Origin of the sequence: Streptococcus sp. HMSC062H02, from assembly GCF_001813005.1 — a bacterium.
In the GTDB taxonomy this organism is placed as follows: domain Bacteria; phylum Bacillota; class Bacilli; order Lactobacillales; family Streptococcaceae; genus Streptococcus; species Streptococcus oralis_S.
Genome location: NZ_KV811121.1, coordinates 84955 through 109510, shown reverse-complemented (window position 1 = coordinate 109510; position 24556 = coordinate 84955). Strand labels below are relative to the sequence as shown.

Genomic DNA, 24556 nt, shown 5'->3' with positions numbered 1-24556 from the left:
ATGTCCACACCGTCCGCATAGTAGTTGCCATCACTATCGACAATGATTTTACTTAGTTGCGTAGCTCCTTGAATCGCTAACCCAAGGACTTCTAGACTATCGCTGAAATACTGGGAAACTTGTGAGACAAAAAATTCTAGTTTTTCAATCTTGTCATCCAAATCCTGAATACCTGACTCGATTTGAGACTTGGTATTGTAGAGGATGGTCTTCTCAGAGAAAGCTTTCCCCCAATTCAGTGTAAAGAAATCTTTGATTTGATTTAACCAATTCTCCCTCGCTTGAATCTGAGCTTCTACGATAGCTAACTGCTCTTCCCTCAATTTTTTCAGTTCCTTGAGCTGGTCCATGTCCAAATCTCCATATCCTGAGACCTGAGCATCTGCATTTTTGTAGGAGGTCAACTCTAGTTGGATATCATCTATCGCTGCTTGTAACTTCTTGATGCTGGGGATGATAATCTCTGTGAAGAGACCTTTACCAGCTGTGTAGGCTGCTCCTGTCAGCTCACCTGAGTCTAAAGAGGAAATCAGGTGGTCACATCCACTAGATAAGCGGTCCGTGACTTCATTTGCGACTTGGAGATTGTTAGTCATGGCCTGAATCAATTCTTGGGATTCTTGTGCGCTGTATTTTACTCCCATGGTAGCCGATTCCTTTCCGATATCAGTTCTTCTCTAGCTTCATCGAAAGACCGACGAGCCTTCTTCGTTTGTTTTCCCAATTCATCCAGTTCCTCTTCTACATAAGAGTTGATCTGTCGTTGAATGGTTCTATTATCACTTTCGATTTGCTCTATCACCTGACGAGAACTGGGCGAGAGAGCCAATAGAGTCGCCATACGATGGTGGATGCTCTGGATTTCTGAGTGAAAGTGAGTTAGCTGCTGTTCATATTGTCTTTTTAGAGTCTGGAGATTTTCTTCCTTATCGTCAATCTTGACAATTTCTCGCCAAAGTTTGTAGCGTTTTTCTTCGTTCTTATCAGCCATTTTTAATGTTCCCACCTCTTAGCCTGCTCTACGTCGCGTTTTTCAATCTTATGAGCAATTTCTGGAAACTTATTTGCTTGGGTCAAAACAGCTGAACTAAAATCACTGACCGCCTGAAGCATTTGATTGCAGGCCTGACGTCCAGCTTCCATCCCAGCGATTTCAGAAGTATACGAAAATTCTACTTGCTGATTTTGCTTCTTGCTCGTGTCATACCCGACCAATTCATTAATAGCTGCCTCTGCTGCTATCGTGCTAGATTTTATCTTTCCACCCATACTTCAAACTCCCTTTATTCATTGTATATTGACCATATCATAACACAAAAATAGTACGATTTCAAAACAAACCCTAAGGGCAAGTGACCTCATCTCCTTAGAGTAAACTCTATAGCTCAGTGAATGAGTTTGACAAAGACGCCACTAGTCATTTTGGAGATCCCTTTTCTAATGCCTTATAGTTTGAGTAGTCTTATTAGCAAGGCTTGTTCACCTCTCGTGAGAAACAGAAAAAGACAAGCCCTAGAAAAATTTCTAGGGCTCGTCTTATGTATCAAAATGAGCTACGTTTTAACTGACTCCTACAACTCTGTCCGATTTTCAATGGCTCGTAAGAGTGTGACTTCGTCCGCATACTCGATATCTGCTCCCACGGCTAGTCCTCGTGCTAGACGAGTGACCTTGATACCAGCTGGCTTGAGCAAACGAGAGAGATACATAGAGGTCGCTTCCCCATCTGCTGTCGCATTGGTAGCCACGATCACCTCTGAAACCTCACTATCCATGAGACGGGTCATGAGACTCTTGAGGTTGATATCGTCTGGGCTGATACCATTCATCGGAGAAATGAGGCCGTGCAAGACATGATAGAGTCCATGGTATTCTTGGATGTTTTCCATAGCAGCCACATCGCGACTATCCTCTAACACCAAGATGGTTGTCTGGTCTCGAGTCGGATCCGTACAGATAGAGCAAGGATCATCATCTGTCAAACGACCACAGATGGAACAATAGGTTAATTCCCGTTTAGCAGACAGGAGATTTTTGGCAAATTCATTGACATCGTCATCAGACATTCCAATGGTATAGAAGGCGAGGCGGGTAGCCGTTTTGATCCCGATACCTGGTAACTTTGAATAGCTATCAATCAGCTTGGCAATAGGTGTTGGATACAGCATAAGTTCCTTTCTAATTCATTGGATGGTGTTGGTGATAAAGATTGATAATGTCGCGTGCAATCGAAGGTCCGACACCGTTTGTAAGGTTGGTGTTATGAGGAAAGACGACTGCGACCGCGATTTGAGGATTTTCGGTTGGTGCATAGGCGACTGCGTTGGTATTATTGGCTTTTTGACCGCCATTAACGTAACTTTCGGCAGTACCCGTTTTCCCGCTGATGGAAACGGCTGCGCCATTTGAAAAGGCACGACCAGTTGTCAGAGCACTCGTTCCATGCGAAACTTGATAGAAACCTTGCTGCAAGATAGCCATATCTGATTCTGAGATATTGATCTTGTTTAGTTCCTTAGTGGCTGTTTCTTGAACCAGACTGCCTAAGCCACCTTGGTCATTGTTTGCATAAACTCCTTCAACGATGTGAGGAGCCAAACGTACGCCATTGTTTGCAATGGTTGCGACATACTGGGCTAACTGCATAGGTGTGTAGTTATCAAACTGACCAAAGGAATTATTGATATAGTTCCCCAAATCAAATTCTTTTGGCGTAAATCCTGTAGATTCATCTGGGAGGTCAATCCCTGTTGAAGCTCCGAGTCCATATTCCCCAAAAGTTGATCGCAATTTGCCCATTGCAGTCTCTAACTGTCCCGTTGCGACTGTCATATTTGGTGTGTAGGTTTGTCCCATGATTCCTAGCGCAGTTTGAACCATGTAGGTATTAGAAGAGTATTCCAAAGCCTCAACTGCTGTGATAGGGAAAGAGCCATAGGACAAGGTGTACCATGAATTGATAGGGGCCGAACCTTGGAAAACAATCGGCTGGTCTGTCAAGGTTTGATTACCTGACAAGACTCCGTTTTCCCAACCAGAGCTGATGGTCGCCGCCTTAACGACAGATCCTGGCACAAAGACATTGGTTATCGTTCCAAGCGAATCTGAACTTAATTTTCCGGATTCGACATCATGCTTAACACCTGACATGGCTAAAACTGCACCGGTTTTAGGATTGAGGGCTACAGCGTAGACTCCTTCAGAGTACTTTGCTCCACCATTACCCAACTCTGAGTTGAAGTAGCTCTTGAGTAGGTCGTCCACACCATTCTGGAAAGCTAGGTCAACCGTTAACTTGATGTTGTTTCCTTTGCTTCCTTCTTCGACATTTTCCACACTTTCCATATTTCCGTGTTTGTCGAGGTGAATTTCTTTGACGGAGCGTTTCCCTTGAAGAACATCTTCATATTGCTTTTCAAGATAGGAAGTTCCCACTCGGTCATTGAGAGAATACCCTTTTTTGAGATAAGCATCAACTTCCTCAGCCGGAAGTCCTGACTTCTCATTTGAAACGCTACCAACGATTGTTGATAAAGATGTATCCAGTACTTTACGATCCCATGAGGTTGAAATGCTGATACCTGGTAATTCCTTGGACGCTGACGCAACGAGAGCAACTTGGGTATCATCTAAGGCATCCGTAGAAATGGTACCCGTCGCAAAATTTTCAACGGCATTGAGCTGACTAAATAGATAGATTTCCTTTTTCTGGTCATCTGTATAATTAAGTTGACTCACGTCAATGCTTTCAACCGCATTATTGTAAAGTGTCGCTTCTGATAAGCGGTTCCCATCAGAATCCAGACGTTTATCGCTTGGCAAGGATTCGACTGTTTTTTTGTAAATATCCTGGTCCGCCAAGTAGTAGTCTGCAATCTGTCGATCTGTCAGATCAGGAGAGGTTACATTTACATATGTGAGAAGTTTCTTGGCTGTCTCCTTCAATTCAGCTGCAGTCATTTTATTGTTTCGTGTGAAAGAAACAACCTGCTTGACAGTATTTTCTACCAAGGGTTTCCCTGCCGCATCATAGATTTGTCCACGAGCTGAACTGGTTGTTACCCTTGTTTGGCTGGCTGAGGCCAATTTTGTTTCATAGAAATCTTTATTGAGCACCTGCATGTATAACAAACGACCAATAATGGCCATAAAGAGCAGGATGACAATCGCAAATAGTAAATTAAGCCGAATCGGAATCGAATGGCTATTAAATTTTCTCATACAACTAAGACTCTTTTCTAGAAAAATTCCCGATTTCCACCTTTATTTCCCCTAAAATAATAGAGCAAACAGGTGAAGCTCAGTACATTTCATTGTACCATATTTTACGGAGAAACTCTTGGAAAAGTCGAAGCATTTTTTGACTTTTAACTGAAAATGTCTTTTTATTTGGTTATCCTATTTTCTATGATATAATGATAGTAATAGTTAGGAAAGCGTTAACTTTTAAGACTTTGACTCATAAAAAGGAGCCTCATGAACAAGCCAGATATCGCAACCATAATCGACCTCCATTTTGAAGAATTAACCGAGCTCGAGCAAGAAATCGCTCGCTATTTTTTGCAAGCTGAAACGATCCAAGATGATCTTTCTTCTCAGCAAGTTACCCAGAAATTACATATCTCCCAAGCAGCCTTGACCCGCTTTTCCAAAAAGTGTGGTTTTACAGGCTACCGAGAGTTCGTCTTTCAATACCAGCACCAGGCTAGTAAACCGGACACTCATTCACACAAACACAGTCCTTTGACCAAACGTGTTTTGAGAAGCTACAGTATCATGCGAGAACAAACACAGGATTTGATCGACGAAGAACAACTGGAACGCGTCGCCCAATTAATCGATGACGCTGAACGAGTTTACTTTTTCGGGACGGGAAGTTCTGGTCTGATTGCCCGTGAGATGAAATTGCGCTTTATGCGATTAGGTGTGGTCTGTGAAGCTTTGACCGACCAGGATGGCTTTGCATGGACGACCAGTATCATGGATGAAAATTGTCTGGTACTTGGTTTTTCCCTATCAGGCACTACCCAATCCGTCCTCGATAGTTTGTTGGATGCCAAGGAAATGGGGGCCAAGACCATTCTCTTTACCAGCGCTCCAAACAAAAACAGTCAGGCCTATAACGAAACAGTCCTTGTGGCAAGCCATAGTCAATCTTCTTACATCCAGCGTATTTCCGCTCAACTCCCTATGCTCATTTTAATAGATTTGATTTATGCCTACTTTTTGGAAATCAATCGCGAGAGCAAGGAAAAAATCTTTAACAGCTATTGGGAAAATAAAAAGCTCAACGGCTATCGTAGACAAAAACGCGTTAGAAAATCCTAGTTTGGTTCAACCAAACTAGGATTGTTTTGTCTTGAAATGATAGTAGACTCATAGGTAGTCTTTCCAATCTTTCTCTTTGTTCTAATGCCTTGTTTATCTGTATTTTCAGTTCTTCCTTAAATCTCCTTTCCATTTTTGAATGTTTGACATCAAAAAAAGGAAGTTTCAACTATTTGCTGCTTTTACTTCCTCTCTCTAATTTTATTTAATTATTTTGCTTCGACAAAGTGAGATTTAGATTTTAACCCTTCAGGAAAATAAAATGAGCTATTCTCCTGAAGTATGTTCTATAAGTTTATAGTTTAATGCAAAGTGTAGCGATATAATCATTTCCATAAGGTGATAATCGATGTCTTTTATCACATGATTCATAAAAATCGATCATAGCGAGACCGTTTTTTAGTTGTCCTCTAATCTGTGTTTCTAAGGTATGGCTAAATTCATATCCATATTCTGGATTGATGGTGATTTTGCCTTCCTCTTCAAGCTCTCTTGAATTAAAAGGTAGTGAAAACTTTAACAGTAATTCCTCATCGGGTTTATCCCATACAGTGTCAGCATCATACATGTAGATCCAGGGATTCATAAATCCAACCATTAACAAACCGCCCTTTTTCAATACGCGAGAGGCTTCTTTATACATGTTATCTAAATCTTCTATATATACATTTGAAACCGGATTAAAAATAATATCAAAAGTTTCATCTTCAAATGGAAATGCTTTTGTCATATCGCTTTGAACCGTATTGATTTTTAGGCCTTCTCTTTTTGCAACCATCTCATCTCTTTCTAATTGTGATTTAGAAAAATCCATGATGGTGACATCATAACCTTTTGCAGCAAAAACGGGACCCTGCTGACCACCCCCACAAGCTAACCCTAATATCTTTTTTCCCTTGGCTTTTTCAAACCATTCTATCGGAACTTTTTTCCCAACAGTTAAAGCAACAGAAATTGGATGCTTTCTAGCTTCTTCCAATTCTTCATGTGTCAATGGCTCAGTATAGTCGTTTTTTACATTATTCCATCTATCTTCATTTAATTTTATATAATTATTCATCTTACAATCTCCTCGTAATTTTATATGATTTCGATTTCAGGTGAATCAGTTGCCATTACATTTTCTCACCTCTAGAAATTCTAATTTGTCAATTTTTCATCCATCTCATTATATCATTTTTCCACATTTTCCCATTTACTCAAGCTAAATATCAATTCAATGGATGATAGAATTGCTCTCGCCTTGTAGTTCTTTATCTCGGCCTAACCTTTCATTCAAGGTGGTTATTTTCTCCTAGTTTCTCACGATTACCTCCTTTGGCTTAAATTTTTCAATAAAAAAAGAATTAAGCAAAACAGTTTTCACTCGAGTAGTGATTCAGTGTTTTTCTTAATTCTATAATTCCAAACTAGGATTGTTTTGTTTTGATACTCTTCGAAAATCAAATTCAAACCACGTCAGCTTCACCTTGCCGTACTCAAGTACTGCCTACGGCTAGCTTCCTACTTTGCTTTTTGATTTTCATTGAGTATAAAATGATAATAGGCTCCCAACATCCCTGCTGTGTTTTGGTGATGGGCAAATTCTAATCGTGTTTTTTCAGCTAGGCTTGGCACCAAGGCCGCCTTCAAGGCTGTGCGGATCTTCGGTTTGAGGATAGCCTCTTGCCCCATGATCCCGCCACCGAGAATGACCACTTCTGGATTGGCAACGTAGCAAATATTTGCCAGACCTTTTCCTAAATAGTCTACCATGCGGTCAATACCAGCCATACAGATCTTGTTTCCTTCAGTAGCTTCCTTGAAAATGCGTCGGCCATTCCACTGATCAACTGAGTCACCATGAGCTGCTGCTACATATTCTACCAGGGCTGTCGTAGAAGCAAGATCCTGAAAAGCTCCATCCTGCATGTGCATATAACCAACTTCGCAGGCTGAATTACTAAATCCATGGAAGACCTTCCCACCCATAATCAAGCAACCACCGATACCGGTTCCAATGGTCAAGCAAAGAGTGACACTCGCTCCCGTGCCTGAACCAGATACTGCCTCAGCCAGACCTGCACAATTGACGTCATTCTCAATCTCGCAAGGAATATTAAAACTCGTCTCGATTTCCTTCTTGAACTGGGTTCCTGCATAGTTGGGAATCTGAGGACCAGCGTAGAAAATTTCCCCCTTATCAGGATCCACCATTCCTGCAGAAGAAATGGCAACACCTGCTACTGGGCCTTTTTCTAAATAGCTGGCTACGATATCTTTTGTCTTTTGTAAGATATGAGGTCCACCCTTATGCGCCTCGGTTGGCATTTCATGCGATTCAACAAGTTGGCCTTCTTGGTCAATCAAACCATATTTGATGTTGGTTCCACCGATATCAATTGCAACGTAGTGTGTCATAAATACCTCCTTATGGATTAGAGGAAGCGCTCCTTGGTTTCACGAATCAAGGCTGCAGCTGCTTCTACAACTGGACGATCTTCTTCAGTCACTGGCGTCAATGGTGAACGAACTGATCCAATGTTAAGTCCTTCATTGATCTTCAAGACTTCTTTGATCACACCGTACATATTTCCATGTGCAGCAGTGAGCTTGCCAATGATTGCATTGATAGCGTACTGCAATTCACGCGCTGTTTCCAATTCTTTCTCAGCAATCAACTCATTGAGTTTCAAGAAGAGTTCTGGCATCGCACCGTAAGTACCACCAATACCAGCTTTGGCACCCATGAGTCGACCACCTAGGAACTGTTCATCTGGACCATTAAAGACGATGTGGTCTTCTCCACCAAGGCTGACAAAGGTTTGGATATCTTGAACTGGCATAGAAGAGTTCTTAACACCGATAACACGAGGATTCTTCAACATTTCAGTATAAAGACTTGGAGTCAAAGCAACACCTGCCAATTGAGGAATATTGTAGATAACGTAGTCTGTGTTTGGAGCTGCAGCACTGATATCGTTCCAGTATTTGGCAACTGAGTATTCTGGCAAGCGGAAGTAAATCGGTGGAATCGTTGCAATGGCATCTACACCCAAGCTTTCCGCGTGGCGAGCAAGTTCCATACTGTCTTTGGTATTGTTGCAGGCAACGTGAGCGATGATAGTCAATTTGCCCTTGGCAACTGCCATAACTTCTTCCAAAATCAACTTGCGGTCTGCCACACTTTGGTAGATACATTCACCAGAAGAACCGTTGACATAGAGACCTTGAACTCCCTTATTAATAAAGTATTGAACCAAGGCACGCGTACGCTCTGGACTGACTTCTCCTTGATCATCATAACATGCATAGAAGGCTGGAATGACACCTTCGTATTTTTTCAAATCTGACATAGATTTTCTCCTAAGATTTCTTTTTTCTGCTAAGAGCAGTTCTATTTTTTACAAGTTTAGTATACACCTTGTGAAAATCGCTTTCAATATCTTGTATACACTTAGATTTTAGTTTCTACTTGTATTTTAGAAACTGTAACGATTGAAAGTAGTTTCAGAAACAAGCCATCCTACTGGTATTTGGCGAAAATTCTCTCCATCAAACCTGCTTGGAGAAAGACTAGTAAACCAAAACCAAAGAGGATAAAAGCTGACCCACCCAAGAGGAGAGTGAAGGCGGATAGATAAAGAACCATCACAATGAGAAAGAGAATGGCTAACATGAGGAAGAACCACGGAAAGTTAAAACTTGCCAAGATAAGCCCTTTTTGCAGCACTTCTTTCCAAGACAAATCATAGCGCGCAGCGATGGGATAACTAGCCAGCATCACCAGAGTGAGGAAGATGAGAATCCCCAAACAAATAGCTTTCACAATCTGGAAAGGCAAAGCAGTCTGACCCCAGAAGAGATAGAGATCTAGAAGGCTTAATGACACAATGCCTAACTCCAACAAACCTAACTGGAAACCCAGTTTCAGATTTTGCTTGAAGGCTCTTAGATAGGTTCTGAAAACTGGAACTCGTCTGCTTCTCTTAATCTCGAACATAGTCTCATAGAGGCTGATTTTCGCCACTCCGGTCGTCACGATGGGCAAACAAGAGACGACAAAAAGAAGATTGACTGTGACGATATCCAAGACCTTCTCACTGAAACGCATGAGAAAATTATCTGTATCAAATGCTGCCTTGATAAGACTTACTCCTTTTTGTGCCATGTTTGCTCCTCCTGATTCTTTTAATCAATCAAAATTTTAAAGAGATATTTGCGAACCTTTTCTTCCATCCCTGCGTAGCCATTTGGCTGGTGCGGTTCTCCAGGGAAGAAAATCGCAAAATTGTGATAGCCCAACAAGAGTGGGTATTTTTCATGACAATGGACAAAGCCAATGTCGCTCGCTTCGTCGAATGCTACCGCTTCGTCTTTGATACGTGAACCGTAGCTCGAATATTCATGCCCTTCTACCAGCAAATGCAAGTCTGCATAGTTCTTATGGTGTTCAAATTGATCATTTTCAGCTTGATTGAGGACATTTTCCTGAACAACTAGAAAGACCTTGTCCCCGTCAATCTCATACTTACCGAGTTCGAAAGAATCCTTACGGTGCTGATAGAGATAGTCGATAGCCTTGTCTAGATTGGGATGGATTCCTTTGTAAAAGGCGATGTTTTTCAAATCGTCAAAAATCATACTGTTTCCTTCGTTTCTGAAAGTTACTAGTTTTCAGTTTCGAATTATCCTTTCTCTATTTCCCTGTAATAGTGCGGACGGAAGCAAATTTCTTCGGTATTTCATTCCTAATTTTTGAGCCTTTTGCTCTTTCATCATCAGTCTCAAAAATTCCGTCTAAGATAAGCGTAAGTTGCTTATCTTAGATACCACTAAAGCGGGAAATAGCAACAATAAAACGAACCTACTCTAACTAGTATCATGAAAAGAGTTCATTCGTAAGTTTATAAGTGTCTGACAAAACTTCACGAAGTAACTGCATACTCTCCATTTTGTAGACACTTATAACTCTGTATTCTCTTATACTCAACGAAAATCGAAGAACAAACTAGGAAGCTAACCGCAGGCAATACTTAAGTATGGCAAGGTAACGCTAACGTCGTTTAAACTCGATTTTCGCAAGGTCTTAACCTTTAACCGCTCCCATAGTAATCCCTTGAGTGAAGGATTTTTGGAAGACAAGGAAGACGGTTACGATTGGCACTGCTGCAAGAGCTGCACCTGCCATGATCAAACCATAGTTGGTTGCCATTTCGGCCTGCATGGTCGCAACCCCGAGTGAGATGGTCAAGTTTTGACGTGAAGTCAACATAACCAACTGCATAAAGTAGTCGTTCCAAGTATTGATGAAGGTAAAGATCGCAAGGGCTGCAAATCCTGGTTTCACGATAGGGAAGGCTACGCTCCAGAAAGTACGAATCTCACCACAACCGTCGATTTTAGCTGATTCAAGCAATTCTGTAGGGATATTTTCACTGAATTGTTTCATAAGGAAGACCCCGAATGGCCATCCAATCAAAGGCAGGATAACTGCCCAAAGAGTATCGTGAATTCCCATGAAGTTGACGATACGTACCAATGGTACAAGGACAACTTGTTTTGGAAGAGCCATGGCAGCGATAAAGACTGCAAAGAGGATGCGCTGACCATAGAAACGTTTTTTAGCCAAGACATAACCTGCTAGAGAAGAGGTTGCACACACTAGGAACATGGTTACCAGTGAGATAAATACAGAGTTCCACATCCACTGCATAGCAGGGTTTTGCACCATGAGTTGTTGGAAGTTCTCCATGGTTGGCATTTTAGGGAACCACTGTGGCGGAATCATAATGGTATCAGGCTGTGATTTGAAGGCACCTGTCAAGATCCAGTAGAATGGAAAGATGAACAGTACGGTCAACAAGAGCAAGATAATCGTTGAAATAACAGTGAAAGCTGTTAAAGGTTTCTTTTGTGTAGGTTGCATAACTGTCTCCTTTCTTTAGTATTCTACGTCGTTTCCGAGGATCTTGAATTGAGCAAAGCTGACAATGGCAATCATCACCGCCAAGAAGACACCGATAGTATTTGCATAGCCATATTCTGTCAATTGGAAAGCTTTTTCGTAAAGGTAGTACATCAGTGTACTTGTTGAGTAGTTTGGACCACCAGAAGTCAAGAGCTGAATCAAGGCGAAACATTGGAATGAGTTGATGGTTGTAATGATCGCGATGTAAAGAGTTGTTGGAAGAAGGCTAGGCCATTTGATCTTCCAGAAGACTTGAAACTCAGTCGCACCGTCAACACGCGCCGCTTCAACAAGTGAGTTGTCAATATTTCCCATAGCAGCGATATAAAGGATAATCGGTTGACCAACAGATGTTGTCAAAAGGATAATCATAATCGCTAGCAAAGCCCAGTTTTTGTCACCCAACCAAGAAATGTTTTGGCTGATAATATGACTTGACTTAAGGACAAAGTTCAAAATCCCTGATAGGGGGTCATAAATCCATTTCCATACAACCGTTACGGCAACACTACCTGTAACTACAGGAAGGAAGAAGACGAAACGATAGAAAGAACGGGCAATGGCATTTTGATGATAGGTTTGAGATGCTACAAAGAGCGAGAAGAGAACCACAATCGGAACAGATCCAATAACCAGGATAACGGTATTGATCAAAGACTTCATAAAGACAGGGTCTTTAAACATGCGAATGTAGTTGTCAAAGCCTACAAACTCAAATTTAGTCATGGAGTAGTTAAAGAAACTTGTAATGAATCCCATAATCATAGGAGCCAAGACAAAGATGACAAAGAAGAATAACACTGGTGCTAGGAAAGCGTAGGAAATCACTGTTTCCCGCATACGAATTTTATTGACTTTCACAGTCGGCACCTCTCTTTCAAATAGAATAGTTTTTGATTTTCTTGAACTGTTTTAAAACCAAAATGAAATTTTTTAAGATTCGCTTATGTAAGAACTTCATTTTAATTTCGTGACAGTTCCTACCATTTCAAACAAAAGTCCCCCTTTTCTTACACCATAGTGCACAGGGAAAAGGGGGGGAATCAATCTGACTTAGTGCTTATTGTTTTGTAGCTTTTTTGATGGTTTCGTTAGCTTTTTCAGTGAAGGCTTTCAAAGCATCCGCTGGTTTTTCGTCACCATTTGATACAGATTGCAACATTGGGAACCAAAGTGTTCTCATTTCAGCAAATCCATCGATAGTGTTGTAGTATGGTGAGTAGTATTTAGTCCAGCCACTGATTGTTTCCATACGTTTGTCTTCATAAAGTTTGCCAAATGAAGTACGAACTGGGAAGGCACCTGTACGAACTACGTCTTTAGGACCCCATTCTTTGTCATCTGCGATGAATTGAACGAATTTCTTAGCAGCAGCGATTTTCTTATCGTCTTTGTTGTTAAATACTGCAAATCCGTTTACAAGGTATTCAAGAGATGGTTTACCAGAGTCTGATGGGAATGGTACTTCTACCACATCTACCTTACTTGCTTCCAAGAGTTTCGCTTGGATACCGTTTTGAGCTGGTGCCCAAAGGATTGTGTATGAAGTTTGACCGTTGGCAAAGTTTTGGATGTCTGCTCCACCGTCAAATTGTGAACCATTGTTCAACAAACCGTCTTTAATCCAGCTAGCAGCTTTTTCAAGACCTTTGACGAATTTAGGATCGTCTGTTGTATATTTGGTTACGTCTTTGTCTGTTACAGAACCGCCATAAAGGTTTGCGATGAAGGCACGTGTTCCTTGGTCTCCCCCTTGACCAGAACTGAACAATGAACCTGGTGTATATCCTTTATCTTTAAGCGCTTTCAAAACTTTTTCAAAGTCATCAGTTGTCCAACCTTCTTTTACAAGGTTTGCAACTCCAGCATCTTCCAACATTTTCTTGTTCATAGCCATGTAGAATGGAGCTGAACTGATTGGATACATGTAAGCTTTATCTCCAGCTTTACTTGCTTGTACGATGTTTTCGTTGTTGACATCTTTGACGAATTCGTCTGTGAAAAGGTCGTTCAACTCAGCCAATTTACCATTTTTACCGTATTGGATGATACGTCCTGGTGCGTCAAAGAGTACGTCTGGCGCTGTTCCAGCTTCGATAGCTGTTGTGATCTTTTCTGGACCTGACTTGAAGTCGATGGTTTCCAATTTCACTTTTACATCTGGATTTGCTTTTTCAAAAGCTTCGATGATTGATTTTTCATAAGTTCCAACACCGTCACCAGTTTTTTCTTGTGTGAAGACTGGGAATGCCCACCAAGTGATTTCTGTTTTTCCGCTATCGCTACTAGAGCTTCCAGCATCTTTACTTCCACCAGAATTACCACAAGCCGCAAGGCCAAGAATCGCAGCACCCGCAAGTACTGTACAAGCTAGTTTTCTAAATTTCATTTGTATTCTCCTAATTGATAAGCGTATCCATATTGGATAATGAGTTCTTTATATTTGTATACGTTTTCATTTTATCCGACGCATCAACCACTCTCCTCTGTTTTGAGATTGTGTTATTTAAGACCGGCAACAAAGCGTTCCGTAATCTCTTTTGGTCTAGTAATAGCCCCACCAACAACGATACCTCGCACCCCATATTCAAGGATTTGTTTGGCTTGTTCTGGTGTATGAATCTTCCCTTCAGCGATGACATCCACACCTGCTTCACACAGTTTTTTGATCAGTTCAAAGTCTGGACCATCTACTTTGGGACTATAAGAGGTGTAACCTGATAGCGTTGTTCCAACAAAATCAATTCCTGCTTCAACTGCTGCTATACCCTCTTCAAACGTGCTAGTATCAGCCATTAAGAGTTGATGCGGATATTTTTCTTTGACTTGTCGGATAAAGTCCTGAATTTCCAAACCGTCGTAACGTTCACGTTTGGTACAATCCAGAGCAATGACCTCGATGTCTAGTTCAGCCAATTCATCAACTTCTTTCATAGTAGCTGTAATGAATGGCTCCTGTGGCGGATAGTCACGTTTGATAATCCCGATAATCGGGAGTTTCGTAACCTCCTTGATCTCCTTGATATCACGAACACTGTTTGCTCGGATACCGACTGCTCCACCTTGCTCAGCCGCTTTGACTAGCAAGGGAATGACTCCTCCCGCTTCTGTATAAAGCGGTTCGTGAGGAAGTGCCTGGCAAGAGACAATGATTCCATCTTTGATTTGTTCAATCAAGGCTTCTTTGCTGATCTGTGGCATCCTCTTTCCTCCCTTTCTTGTTCTTATGGGCTTATTATATATCATTTGTTAAGCGCTTTCAATAGCTTGTAGTAGAATAGATTTCAGTTTCAAAACTATTTTATAGAACAGACTATCCTGAAAGTAGTTTCAGACCTCTTATGATTTCGAAGCAAGCTGAATGTAATAAAGAAAGATAGCAGGCTGAAAAACCTGCTATCTCTTCTGAGACTTACTCAAATAGCTTTTACTTATTATTCTTTTCTCTTTTTTCCAAATGCAAAGAGTGATATGAGGACGCCCGCAAGGCCAAGGGAAATCAGTGAGTTTGTTTCCTTGCTTCCAGTATTTGGTAGACCCGCTTGTTTAACTGCTGGCGCTTGATAGGTCACATCTTGGCCTAGAGACAGTTTGTTGTCTGCAGCTACTAATACTAGATTGGTGTCTCCCTTGTACTCTGGCACTTCATGGACTGCTGCCTCAGCGCCATTGACACCTCCCTTATACTCTGGCAGGTCATTTGAAGCTGCCAAGACAAAGTTAGCACCTCCTCTATATTCCGGAAGTTCGTTTGAGGCTGCTAGAACTGCATTGACACCACCCTTGAACTCTGGAAGTTCATGGACTGCTGCCTCAACAGCGTTGACCCCACCTGTAAATTCAGGCTTTTCAACCGTTGGCGCTGGTTCTTCGCCTACTGTTGATAATGGACCGGTGTACTCTGGCATCTCTGCCACTGGGGCTTCCTCAGCATTGACTCCACCAGTGAATTCGGTTTTTTCTACTGTAGGAGCTAGTTCTTCACCTACTGTTGCCATTGGACCTGTATACTCCGGAACTTCATGAACCGCTGCTTCTTCTGCATTAACACCACCTGTGAACTCTGGAACCTCATGGATAGCAGCTTCACTGCCATTAATACCATCGCTTAGTTTAGAGCCAGCTAAAGAAACTGGTAAATTGTGCATGCTTTCAATTGCACCCTCAGCTAGACCTGTAATCCTTTGACCCATATCCCCTGGGTCTATTGTGAATAGGAGAGTTTTTGTATCGTACTGGGTCATAAAGGTTGCTGTCTTGCCATTTGCCAATTGAAGGGTCGGAGCCTTGTTGACCAATACTTCCGAATCGAACTCCATGGCTATAATGCCTGGCCATTTTTGGATAGCATATTTTACTTTTGCTTCTTTAGGAGAAACTCTTTCCTTGGTCAAGAAATCCCAGTTGAACTTCTTGAAGGAAAGTGTGTATGGAACACCTCCAGGAGCATGGTGTTCATATAAAAGTCCAAATTCATCTGGTCCGATTTGTTGAAGTGAGTTATAAGCATACTCACCTTCTTGAATCAAATGGTGGTGCAACCAAGTTAACTGACCATCTTCTTCTACACGAGCCACTCGAATATAACCATTTTTACGACCAGGACCATTTGCATTTGCTAATAGAATATACTCTTTGCCATTTTGAACCGTGTGAGTCGCAGCCATTTGAACATAAACGTCTGGCACATCGTAGCGTTCAACGTTATTGTCCCAAGTTAGACCACCATCATGACTGGTTGCAACCTGTAGATCTTCTGTCAACCCACGCATAAAGAGTTTGAGGTCCCCATTGTTTAACTGAACAACTGAAGCTTCTGTATTTTGAGCATAATAATTACTCATTGTACTTGAATCGACTACTGTACCATCATAAAGTGTACGATTGTCGTTGACACCACCACCCATATGCCAAGTCTTACCATGGTCGTCTGAGTAGATGATTCGAGATGATTGAGAACCATTGAGGTGGTTGGTACGGTTAGTTGTATAGACAGGAACGACGATTCGACCTTTATGTGGTCCAGTACGAAGGGTAATCCCCACTCCAGGACCTACTCCTAGGAATTTCATCCAATCGGCTTTGACCATCGGAGTAATATCTTGAGGCGCTGACCAGGTCTTCCCGTCGTCATCGCTGTAAGACATCCATAGGTAGCTATCCTTCGCAATTCTAAATGGAGAAGTTTTGTTTGTTGTGAAGTAGATATTGCCCAGTAGCTGGTCACCCTTGTATAGATCACCCTTGTCGCTATAGGCCGGTTTAACAGGTTCTACAACAACACGGTAGTCTGTTGCTTTACCATCTGGAGTGTAAACTGTACCATTTTCTCGAATAGTATAAGCTTCCTGTTCACCTTCTCGATAGAGGAGTTGATAGGTTTTACCATTGATTTCTTTGTAGGCTTCTTCTTTTTGCGAAGACATTCCAAAGATTCCTTTTCCTTCTGGGAACATGTCATAAATGGCAAAAATGCGTTTGGTTTCAGGATCTTGAGTCAGGGTCATATCGATATTCACTGGTGAACCGATTGATGGATCAGAAGCCTTTGGATTGTCACGTAGGTTGGTAATAGTTACTCGATCTCCCCAAGTTTTACCATTATCTTTACTGCGTCTAATGACCATGCCGATATCACCCCAGTCACTCGAATGGAGACGGCGTTCATCTGCACCTGCAATCAGCGTTCCTTTATCTGTCTTGAGAAGGGCTGGGATACGATAACTCTTGATACCATCTTTATTTGGTTGATTGTTCCTACCACCTTCAAAGACGTCTTCTTTCTCAGTGACTTTTGCTCCCTCAGGAAGTTTCTGTTCCAATTCACCTCTTTCAAATAATTGACTTCGTGTTTGAACTTCATCTGGGTTTAAAGCACGATCGTAAACAGTTAGGTTTCGTACTTGTAGGTTTGATGCCCAAACAGTTTTATTGCCCCGTTTGGTTGCTCCAAGTTGAGCTTGATTAACATCTGGCATATCTTTGATGAAGTTACCAGATTTGAGACTTGTTCGAGATAAGACACCATTCACATAAAGACGAACTCGACCATGAGGTAACTCTGCTGTTGGTTGTTCGACAGTAAAGGTCACGGAATTCCATTGTCCAGGACGAACTTTCAAAGGAGCATCTGTATACTTATCATAGAACTGCTCTCCATTAGCGCCACGCCCTTCAATAAGAGCTGTATTATCAAGGACCGACATAGTAAAGTACTCATTTTCCTTGGTGTCACTGGATACAGAAAAGAGATTGTAAAAGCGTGGAGCTGATGCATCTGGTTTGAACTCCATGTGAACTGTAGCATTTTTTAGTTGCTTTAGTTTGTCTAGTTCATTTGATAAATCAACTCTCTGACCATTTGCTGCATTGGTTTCAACATCTTCTTTTTCAAGGACAGGATTAGCATTTTTTAAATCTCTTGAGTAATAGTCACGAGGAATAGCCCCCTGATCCTCTGATTCCTCTTCCTTATTTGCTTCTTCTGCAGGGTTTTCCGTAGAGGATGGAGTTTCTGACTCTGCACTCTCATTTTTTTTCAAATGATCTTGGTCCACCACAACGCCGTTGTCTTGAGCTGCTGCCAATTTATCAGCCAAATCCTTATCCAAATGAGCAAGATCTCCCGAGGACACTTCTTTTGGCAACTCTGATAAACCTTGACCAGGTTCGACAGTTTCTGTATTGGCTCCTGCTGCATTGGCTTGCTCTTGAGCTAAGACTGGATTTGTTCCAAATACCACTGTACCAATCACTACAGATGCCGCCCCAACTGCAAATTTTCGAATTCCGTATCGCTGTTTCCGATCTAAAGATTTGTAATTCATGTTTGTCCTTTCATTTTTCATAAAATAAAGCGCTTTCTTTTTCTTTAAAAATTTTTATTGTCTCTTCAAGAGACAAGTTTTACAAGAAAGTATCCAACTCAATGAGAGCTCCCAATCCTCTCCCATTTCTGCTGAGCCATTCTTTAAGCGCCCAGCAGCCTTTTTCCTCCTTTCACAAGTGACTTTTCCTTTATTATACAATAAAGTCTTATATTTATATCTGTGTTCCCACAGAATAGATTTTACTTTTAAGAATATTTTAATATTTTAAATTTTCTAAAAGTACTTTCAGATTTAGGACATAAAAAGAGAGCTCCTGGGCTCTCTCATTCATTATCTTGCGTACTTAAAAGGAATCTCACTACCACAGAGCCAGTTATAAACTTGGTCATTGACAAAAACATTCATGGCTTCGTGGGCATACTCAGGCATGATGCGATAGGCCTTGTCGCAAGTTAGGCGGTTGTAAATAGCAAACTGGGTAATAGGATAGCAGACATCGTCGTCCAAGCCTGTAATCATCTTGACCTCACCTTGAATGCGATGGGCAAGATTTTTCACATCGATATAGGCGAGGGTCGCCATGATTTCCTCCTCTGTTTCATGGAAAGGATCGTGAAACTTGAAATAACGGAAGAGTTCATCATATGCTTCACTGGTATTGCCAATCTCAAGCACTCGTCTAAAATCAGACAAGAAGGGATAGATGGCAACTGTTCGCTGAATCCGAGGATTGAGAGCAGCTGCAACCAAAGCTAAAGCCCCTCCTTGTGAGGCACCATAGCTAGAAAGTCTTTTCTCATCCACCTGAGATAGACTAGCAACAATTTCAACCAACTGGTAAATATCCAGATAAACATCCTTATAAAAGAGATGTTCACGACCTTCCACAGCACCACGGATGATATGCCCCTTCACCGTATTTCCTAGTGGAGAGCGCAAGCCGTCTTGCGAATAGCCCGACTGGCCACGAACGTCCATGGAAACAACACCGTAACTAGCCACGGTGAAGGACAACATATCGGCCCAGTCCCAACCACGCCCCATATAGCCATGGAAATAGAATATTAGGGGAACTTTACCCTCACTCTTTGGAAGGACGACGCGTGCGTAGACCTTGCCTTCATTGGTTCCTTCAAAAGTGAGCTCATAGCACTTGACTTGGGGAATATGGAAATCTCTTTCCTCCAACTGGTAGGCTGGAAGAGATGAAACTTTTTTGACTTCTTCATCCCAGAAAGCATCAAAGTCTTCTGGAATCTCATCCCGTCCTAGATAGTTCTTGATTTCTTCTAACAAAGCTGGATTTTTCATAGCATGCTCCTTTAGTTTTGTAATCGCTATCATAACTCTAGCATATCTAGGAAGGCAATGCAAGAAAGAATACTAAATAGAAAGTGATTTTAGATTCTCTTTCCTTAAACCTATCGTCTAAAAGTAGTTTTAAAAATAAAAAGAGCGTTTCCGCTCTCTGTGTATCAATAGGTGCTAGCTCCTTTCTCTAGTTTGACGGTTTGGAATTTCTTTTGGTAGGTTACTTTAATAGTCATGTGAGAGTCCTCGTTTCTTTTTGATGACTCTAGTATAAGACCCAAACCTAAAAGCTAGCTTATAGATTTCTTAGAAAAGGCTTAATCCAGATGTTCTCTCTTTTCTAGGTGGAGAGCAATCATGCGCCATTCTGGATCCTCTTGCCAACCTTCTATCGAACTAATGTAGCTGGCAACTTTTCTGGCTTCTTCTAAAATCGGAAAATCTTCGATGATATCCGCCACTTGGAACTCCGGCAGTCCTGACTGTCTGGTTCCAAAAATCTCACCCGATCCGCGCATTTTCAAATCTTCCTCAGCAAGGACAAATCCATTGGTCGTTTCTGTCATGATGCGCATGCGGTCCTTCCCAGAATCCGTCTTGGGATTAGCCACAAGAACAGCATAGGACTGCTTGTCCCCCCGACCCACACGGCCTCTGAGCTGGTGAAGTTGGCTGAGACCGAACCGGTCGGCATCCATGATAATCATGACGGTCGCATTAGGGACATTGACCCCAACCTCGATAACAGTTGTCGAAACGAGAATATCTGTTTTTCGCTCTTTGAAATCCTGCATGATTTGGTCTTTTTCATCACTTTTCATTTTACCATGTAAAAGAGCCACTTCAGCCTTACCAGCAAAATGAGCTGTCAACTCCTCTGATAAGGCAATGGCATTTTTCAGATCCAGGGCTTCTGATTCTTCAATCAAGGGAGAGATGACGTAGGCTTGAGAACCTTTTTGAATTTCTCCCTCTAACCAAGTCAAGACCTGAGGCAGCTGCTCATGCTTAATCCAGCGAGTAACAATAGGCTTCCGCCCTGCTGGCATCTGGTCAATAATAGAAACATCCATATCACCAAAGGCTGTGATGGCCAAGGTTCGTGGAATGGGAGTCGCCGTCATCATGAGGACATCTGGATTGTCCCCTTTTTCACGTAAAATACGCCTTTGCCCCACACCAAAACGGTGCTGCTCATCGATGATAATCAAACCAAGTCGAGCATAATCTACCCCATCCTGAATCAGAGCATGGGTTCCGATAATCAAATCGGCCTCCCCCTTTGCTATGGTCTCCAAGACTTCTCTTTTTTCTGCAGCTTTTAAGGAACCTGTCAAGAGAGCGAGTTTCAAGTCTGGAAAAAGGCTCTGTAAACTTTCAAAGTGTTGCTCTGCTAGGATTTCTGTTGGCACCATGAGAGCTGCCTGATAGCCAGACGTCACCGCCGCAAACATGGCCAAACCAGCAACCACCGTTTTTCCGCTCCCCACATCCCCTTGTAAGAGACGATTCATGTGGTGGTCGGACTTCATGTCAGCCAAAATTTCCTGCAAACTCTTTTCCTGGGCTTGAGTCAGGGCAAATGGCAGATTTTCTTTAGCAGCTGTCACCTTTCCCTTAGACCAATTCAGAACCAGACCGCTTCCCTGAACTCTATTTTCAGACTTGAGTGACTGCAACTGCATCTGAAAATAAAAGAGTTCCTCAAATTTGATCCGACGAAGGGCCTGCTTGTATTCTGCCAAATCCTTTGGAAAATGCATAGCACGAACTGCCTGACAACGGGACATGAGTTTGTATTTGTCCAGCAAAGACTGGGGAAGATTTTCCTCTATCAAGAGGTCCAACCCCTGATCAAAGGCTGTCTTGATAACCTTGACCAGACTGGCCTGACTGATTCCTTGAGCCAGACGATAAACCGGTTGGAGGTCATCTTCCACTTGAGCTAGAACCTTCATCCCAGTCAAACTGGCCTTGGCACGGTCCCATTTCCCAAAGACAGCAAGAGTTGCACCTAACTCTATCTTATCAGCCAGATAGGGTTGGTTAAAAAAATTCACCGCAAAAACGACCTCTCCCTGCTTGAGGCTAAAACGCAGGCGATTGCGCTTGAAACCATAATACTGGACACTGGCAGGAGTCACTACCTGACCAGACAGAACAGCCTTTTCTCCATCTTCCAACTCTAGCACCTGCTTGGTCTTGAAATCTTCATAACGGAAAGGAAAGTAGAGCAAGAGGTCTTGCAAGTTTTCAATTCCTAGTTTGGCGTATTTCTCTGCTGACTTTGGTCCCACACCAGGTAAGACATGCAAGGGTTGGTGTAGATTCATGCTCCACTCCTTTCTTTTTAATAATATTCTCTCGGAATGCGGTCGCTGAGGAGACAAACCACCTCATAGTTAATAGTTCCACGATAGGTCGCTACCTGAGTAGCTGTGATTTCCTGGTCACCGTTGGAGCCAATTAAGGTTACTTTTGTTCCTAGAGGGTAAACCTTAGGTAATCGAATGGTGATTTGATCCATTGAAACCCGACCGACGACTGGGCACGCTTGTCCATCTACCAAGACGGAGAAATTCTGCATGTCTCGTGTCCAACCATCCGCATAACCGATTGGCACCGTCGCGATGACTTGCTCGCTATCCGCTTGATAAGTTGCTCCATATCCCATGCAAGCTCCAGCTGAAACTGTCTTGACATGAACCAGAGCAGATTCCAAGGTCAAGGCTGGTGTCAAATCATAAGGCAAGTTCAGAACCTCTCCACTTGGATTGAGACCATACATGGAATCTCCCATACGGACTGCATTGAAAATAGTCTCTGCATGCCAGAGGGTCGTTGCCGAGTTGCTGGCATGAACCAGCTCTGGGACTTCCTTCATACTTGCCAAAATAGCTTTAAATCGTTCTAACTGGGTATTAAAATAGGCATCTGATTCTTCATCTGCAGTAGCAAAGTGGGTAAAAATCCCCTCAACGCGAGCACCGTGTTGTTGGAGCAAGGCTTGAGCCTGCTCAGCCTCGCTGGCTTCTCGAAAACCAATTCGTCCCATCCCTGAGTCAATCTTGAGGTGAACCGTTAAGCCAGATAAATCTGTCTCCCTAGCTAAGAGAGCTTGAATCCACTCCAGTCCAGCCACTGTCAAGGTGATGTCGTATTCTTTAGCTAGGCCAATAGCTTCTAACTCAGATACACCTAGAATGAGGATTTTCTTGCTGAGTCCAGCCTGACGAAGTTCAATAGCTTCATCAATATTGGAAACACAAAATCCATCAACATCATCCTGAATCGCCATCGCAACGGCAACAGCTCCATGACCATAAGCATTGGCCTTGACCACTGCCCACTTGAGCGTTCTTTCAGGGATATGAGCCCCCATTTGCAGAATATTTTGTCGAATAGCTCCCAGATGAATCAGAGCCTTGGTTGGTCTATGTGGACTAGCTTTCATGATTTTCCTCCAAAATGACACTGGCTGTCACAAACTGATCTGTATGGCTGATTGACAGCCAAATTTTTCCTGAAAATGGTGCCTGACTAAAATAGGGAGCTCCTCGTTCATTGTTCAAAACTTCCAAATCCTGAAAGGTCAGCTTGCCAATTCCTGTCCCCATAGCCTTGGAAAAGGCCTCCTTAGCCGACCAGCGGCCTGCCAAGTATTCGATCTGTCTGCGCCCTTTGAGACTGGTAAAACGCTCCATTTCTTTAGGGGTCAGCACGCGCTTAGCAAAGCCCTCACGTCGTGTAACTGCGTTTTCTATCGAAGCCAATTCTTCGATGTCAATTCCGTGTCCAACTATCATACTCATAAAAGGAGCTGAGATTCCCCCAACTCCATCCTTTTCACTTATTTTGTTAAGGTAGTATAAATTTCTTCTACCAAGGCTACTGTATTTTCCCAACCTAGACAAGGGTCAGTTATGGAGTAACCAAAGACCTCTGGTTGATTTTGGCGACCGTCTGCTAGGTAAGATTCGATCATAAAGCCTCGAACCGTCTTTTTAATCTTTTCATTCCAGTCACGATTCAGCAAGGCTTGACGAACAATGCGAATTTGTTCCATATACTGCTTGCCTGAATTGTCATGATTGGTATCGATGATAATGAAAGGATTTTCAAGTCCCATAGTCTCATAGCGATTGATGGCATTTAAGAGGGTTTCATAGTAGAAATTGGGTTCATTTTTACCATATTCGTTCATGGCACCACGAAGGATAACGTGGGCCAAAGGATTTCCTGAAGTTTCCACTTCTTGGCCATGGTAAAGGAAGGTTTGCTTGTTTTGAGCCGCATAGATGGCATTAAACATGACCCCAAGATTTCCAGATGTTGGATTTTTCATCCCAACCGGAGCATCAATCCCAGAGGCTACAAAGCGGTGTTCCTGGTCTTCCACTGAACGAGCCCCTACAGCATGGTAGCTGACCAGATCATCAACCAAAACGAGATTTGACGGATAAAGCATCTCATCAGCTGTCGTCAAGCCCGTCTCCGTAATCACACGGTAGTGTAGCTGACGAACAGCCTGCAAACCATTGATGAGACTAGGCGCTTCGCTGGTATTTGGTTGATGAATCATTCCCTTATAGCCATCTCCATTGGTACGAGGTTTAGCCGTATAGACACGCATCACGATAAAGATTTTATCCGCAACTTTTTTCTGCAAGTCTGCTAAGCGACGAGCGTATTCGAGAACTGCTTCTTCATTGTCAGAAGAGCAAGGCCCCATCACCAAAAGGATGCGGTCGTCCTCACCCGAGATGATAGCTGCTAACTCTCTATCGCGGGCTTCTTTCTTTCGCAAGGCTTCAGGTGACAACTGGGTCGCAGCCTTGATTGCTTCAATATCAATTTCTTGACCTTTTTCGATAAATGCCATCTTACTCTCCTAGCGTTTGGTAAATTTCGCGAACAAGTGCTTCTGTGTTGTCCCATCCGAGACACGGATCTGTAATGGACTTCCCAAAAACTTCTGGCTCATTTTGACGTCCATCTTCTAGATAGGACTCAATCATAAAACCACGAACATATTTTTTGATTTTCTCATTCCAGTCACGGTTAATCAAGGTCTGACGAACGATACGGATTTGATCCATATATTGCTTGCCTGAATTGTCATGATTGGTATCGATGA

At 42.4% G+C, this 24556-nt stretch carries 20 protein-coding genes and 2 pseudogenes; 1 reads left to right on the top strand and 21 read right to left on the bottom strand.

The genetic code is table 11. From position 1 onward, the window contains the following. From HMPREF2885_RS05305 to pbp2b, 5 genes and pseudogenes are all read right to left on the bottom strand, one after another. Positions 1-644, bottom strand: a pseudogene (locus HMPREF2885_RS05305) (LXG domain-containing protein); the annotation flags it as partial. Then, on the bottom strand, positions 635-1006 hold the full coding sequence (locus tag HMPREF2885_RS05300) for a hypothetical protein (RefSeq protein ID WP_227232078.1): 372 nt from the start codon (positions 1004-1006) through the stop codon (positions 635-637). The gene HMPREF2885_RS05300 and the pseudogene HMPREF2885_RS05305, both read right to left, overlap by 10 nt. Beyond that, positions 994-1269 carry a hypothetical protein gene (locus HMPREF2885_RS05295; protein WP_000509002.1) on the bottom strand — a complete coding sequence of 92 codons (276 nt, stop codon included), beginning with the start codon at positions 1267-1269 and terminating at the stop codon, positions 994-996. Before HMPREF2885_RS05295 ends, HMPREF2885_RS05300 begins: the two co-directional genes overlap by 13 nt. Before the next feature lie 302 nt (positions 1270-1571). Further along, entirely contained in the window at positions 1572-2168 is a 597-nt protein-coding gene (gene recR, locus HMPREF2885_RS05290; protein ID WP_000966754.1) for a recombination mediator RecR, read from the bottom strand. A gap of 10 nt (positions 2169-2178) precedes the next feature. Beyond that, positions 2179-4221, bottom strand: coding sequence for a penicillin-binding protein PBP2B (pbp2b, locus tag HMPREF2885_RS05285; protein ID WP_070657372.1), 2043 nt, complete (start codon positions 4219-4221; stop codon positions 2179-2181). A gap of 255 nt (positions 4222-4476) precedes the next feature. On the opposite strand from pbp2b, the gene HMPREF2885_RS05280 reads away from it, so the two are divergent. Beyond that, complete coding sequence (locus HMPREF2885_RS05280; RefSeq protein WP_001039481.1) at positions 4477-5328, top strand: MurR/RpiR family transcriptional regulator; 852 nt, start codon at positions 4477-4479, stop codon at positions 5326-5328. Between the two features lie 295 nt (positions 5329-5623). Here HMPREF2885_RS05280 and HMPREF2885_RS05270 read toward each other — a convergent pair whose 3' ends face one another. From HMPREF2885_RS05270 to HMPREF2885_RS05195, 16 genes and pseudogenes are all read right to left on the bottom strand, one after another. Continuing rightward, on the bottom strand, positions 5624-6388 hold the full coding sequence (locus HMPREF2885_RS05270) for a class I SAM-dependent methyltransferase (protein WP_033630082.1): 765 nt from the start codon (positions 6386-6388) through the stop codon (positions 5624-5626). Positions 6389-6831: 443 nt separating this feature from the next. Beyond that, positions 6832-7728: an ROK family protein gene (locus HMPREF2885_RS05265; protein ID WP_070657371.1), complete on the bottom strand. Its 897-nt coding sequence runs from the start codon at positions 7726-7728 to the stop codon at positions 6832-6834. Positions 7729-7745: 17 nt separating this feature from the next. Next, positions 7746-8663: a dihydrodipicolinate synthase family protein gene (locus HMPREF2885_RS05260; RefSeq protein WP_070534968.1), complete on the bottom strand. Its 918-nt coding sequence runs from the start codon at positions 8661-8663 to the stop codon at positions 7746-7748. A 170-nt stretch (positions 8664-8833) separates the two neighbouring features. Then, positions 8834-9478 carry a YesL family protein gene (locus HMPREF2885_RS05255; RefSeq protein ID WP_070657369.1) on the bottom strand — a complete coding sequence of 215 codons (645 nt, stop codon included), beginning with the start codon at positions 9476-9478 and terminating at the stop codon, positions 8834-8836. Positions 9479-9498: 20 nt separating this feature from the next. Continuing rightward, the gene (locus HMPREF2885_RS05250) at positions 9499-9951 is read right to left on the bottom strand and encodes a NanQ anomerase/TabA/YiaL family protein (RefSeq protein WP_000575429.1); all 453 of its coding nucleotides are present in this window, start codon (positions 9949-9951) and stop codon (positions 9499-9501) included. Positions 9952-10396: 445 nt separating this feature from the next. Next, positions 10397-11236 (bottom strand): carbohydrate ABC transporter permease, encoded by an 840-nt coding sequence (locus HMPREF2885_RS05245; RefSeq protein WP_001183243.1) that lies wholly within the window; start codon positions 11234-11236, stop codon positions 10397-10399. A gap of 15 nt (positions 11237-11251) precedes the next feature. Beyond that, a complete protein-coding gene (locus tag HMPREF2885_RS05240) occupies positions 11252-12118 on the bottom strand; it encodes a carbohydrate ABC transporter permease (RefSeq protein ID WP_002874780.1) in 867 nt (288 codons plus the stop codon). A 220-nt stretch (positions 12119-12338) separates the two neighbouring features. Then, positions 12339-13667: an extracellular solute-binding protein gene (locus tag HMPREF2885_RS05235; RefSeq protein WP_000672117.1), complete on the bottom strand. Its 1329-nt coding sequence runs from the start codon at positions 13665-13667 to the stop codon at positions 12339-12341. A 113-nt stretch (positions 13668-13780) separates the two neighbouring features. After that, positions 13781-14479 (bottom strand): N-acetylmannosamine-6-phosphate 2-epimerase, encoded by a 699-nt coding sequence (locus HMPREF2885_RS05230; protein ID WP_001135645.1) that lies wholly within the window; start codon positions 14477-14479, stop codon positions 13781-13783. Between the two features lie 233 nt (positions 14480-14712). Beyond that, positions 14713-18105, bottom strand: a complete 3393-nt coding sequence (locus tag HMPREF2885_RS05225) for an SIALI-17 repeat-containing surface protein (protein ID WP_070657367.1) — start codon at positions 18103-18105, stop codon at positions 14713-14715. A gap of 333 nt (positions 18106-18438) precedes the next feature. Next, on the bottom strand, positions 18439-19419 hold the full coding sequence (locus HMPREF2885_RS05220) for an acetylxylan esterase (RefSeq protein ID WP_049500113.1): 981 nt from the start codon (positions 19417-19419) through the stop codon (positions 18439-18441). 317 nt (positions 19420-19736) lie between these two features. Continuing rightward, a complete protein-coding gene (recG, locus tag HMPREF2885_RS05215; RefSeq protein ID WP_261674088.1) occupies positions 19737-21779 on the bottom strand; it encodes an ATP-dependent DNA helicase RecG in 2043 nt (680 codons plus the stop codon). Beyond that, on the bottom strand, positions 21770-22873 hold the full coding sequence (gene alr, locus HMPREF2885_RS05210) for an alanine racemase (RefSeq protein WP_070657365.1): 1104 nt from the start codon (positions 22871-22873) through the stop codon (positions 21770-21772). Before alr ends, recG begins: the two co-directional genes overlap by 10 nt. Next, on the bottom strand, positions 22863-23225 hold the full coding sequence (acpS, locus tag HMPREF2885_RS05205; RefSeq protein WP_008278293.1) for a holo-ACP synthase: 363 nt from the start codon (positions 23223-23225) through the stop codon (positions 22863-22865). Before acpS ends, alr begins: the two co-directional genes overlap by 11 nt. 44 nt (positions 23226-23269) lie before the next feature. Further along, entirely contained in the window at positions 23270-24301 is a 1032-nt protein-coding gene (locus tag HMPREF2885_RS05200; protein WP_000864029.1) for a 3-deoxy-7-phosphoheptulonate synthase, read from the bottom strand. A gap of 1 nt (position 24302) precedes the next feature. Continuing rightward, a pseudogene (locus HMPREF2885_RS05195) lies at positions 24303-24556 on the bottom strand (3-deoxy-7-phosphoheptulonate synthase); the annotation flags it as partial.

What these genes read in the sequence shown, in the direction of transcription:
- HMPREF2885_RS05200 (WP_000864029.1), bottom strand. Translation starts at nt 24,301, where the DNA reads ATGGCATTTATCGAAAAAGGTCAAGAAATTGATATTGAAGCAATCAAG.
- HMPREF2885_RS05225 (WP_070657367.1), bottom strand. Translation starts at nt 18,105, where the DNA reads ATGAATTACAAATCTTTAGATCGGAAACAGCGATACGGAATTCGAAAA.
- HMPREF2885_RS05260 (WP_070534968.1), bottom strand. Translation starts at nt 8,663, where the DNA reads ATGTCAGATTTGAAAAAATACGAAGGTGTCATTCCAGCCTTCTATGCA.
- HMPREF2885_RS05235 (WP_000672117.1), bottom strand. Translation starts at nt 13,667, where the DNA reads ATGAAATTTAGAAAACTAGCTTGTACAGTACTTGCGGGTGCTGCGATT.
- HMPREF2885_RS05295 (WP_000509002.1), bottom strand. Translation starts at nt 1,269, where the DNA reads ATGGGTGGAAAGATAAAATCTAGCACGATAGCAGCAGAGGCAGCTATT.
- HMPREF2885_RS05280 (WP_001039481.1), top strand. Translation starts at nt 4,477, where the DNA reads ATGAACAAGCCAGATATCGCAACCATAATCGACCTCCATTTTGAAGAA.
- HMPREF2885_RS05240 (WP_002874780.1), bottom strand. Translation starts at nt 12,118, where the DNA reads ATGCGGGAAACAGTGATTTCCTACGCTTTCCTAGCACCAGTGTTATTC.
- HMPREF2885_RS05265 (WP_070657371.1), bottom strand. Translation starts at nt 7,728, where the DNA reads ATGACACACTACGTTGCAATTGATATCGGTGGAACCAACATCAAATAT.
- HMPREF2885_RS05245 (WP_001183243.1), bottom strand. Translation starts at nt 11,236, where the DNA reads ATGCAACCTACACAAAAGAAACCTTTAACAGCTTTCACTGTTATTTCA.
- acpS (WP_008278293.1), bottom strand. Translation starts at nt 23,225, where the DNA reads ATGATAGTTGGACACGGAATTGACATCGAAGAATTGGCTTCGATAGAA.
- recR (WP_000966754.1), bottom strand. Translation starts at nt 2,168, where the DNA reads ATGCTGTATCCAACACCTATTGCCAAGCTGATTGATAGCTATTCAAAG.
- HMPREF2885_RS05220 (WP_049500113.1), bottom strand. Translation starts at nt 19,419, where the DNA reads ATGAAAAATCCAGCTTTGTTAGAAGAAATCAAGAACTATCTAGGACGG.
- HMPREF2885_RS05270 (WP_033630082.1), bottom strand. Translation starts at nt 6,388, where the DNA reads ATGAATAATTATATAAAATTAAATGAAGATAGATGGAATAATGTAAAA.
- HMPREF2885_RS05250 (WP_000575429.1), bottom strand. Translation starts at nt 9,951, where the DNA reads ATGATTTTTGACGATTTGAAAAACATCGCCTTTTACAAAGGAATCCAT.
- HMPREF2885_RS05230 (WP_001135645.1), bottom strand. Translation starts at nt 14,479, where the DNA reads ATGCCACAGATCAGCAAAGAAGCCTTGATTGAACAAATCAAAGATGGA.
- HMPREF2885_RS05255 (WP_070657369.1), bottom strand. Translation starts at nt 9,478, where the DNA reads ATGGCACAAAAAGGAGTAAGTCTTATCAAGGCAGCATTTGATACAGAT.
- pbp2b (WP_070657372.1), bottom strand. Translation starts at nt 4,221, where the DNA reads ATGAGAAAATTTAATAGCCATTCGATTCCGATTCGGCTTAATTTACTA.
- alr (WP_070657365.1), bottom strand. Translation starts at nt 22,873, where the DNA reads ATGAAAGCTAGTCCACATAGACCAACCAAGGCTCTGATTCATCTGGGA.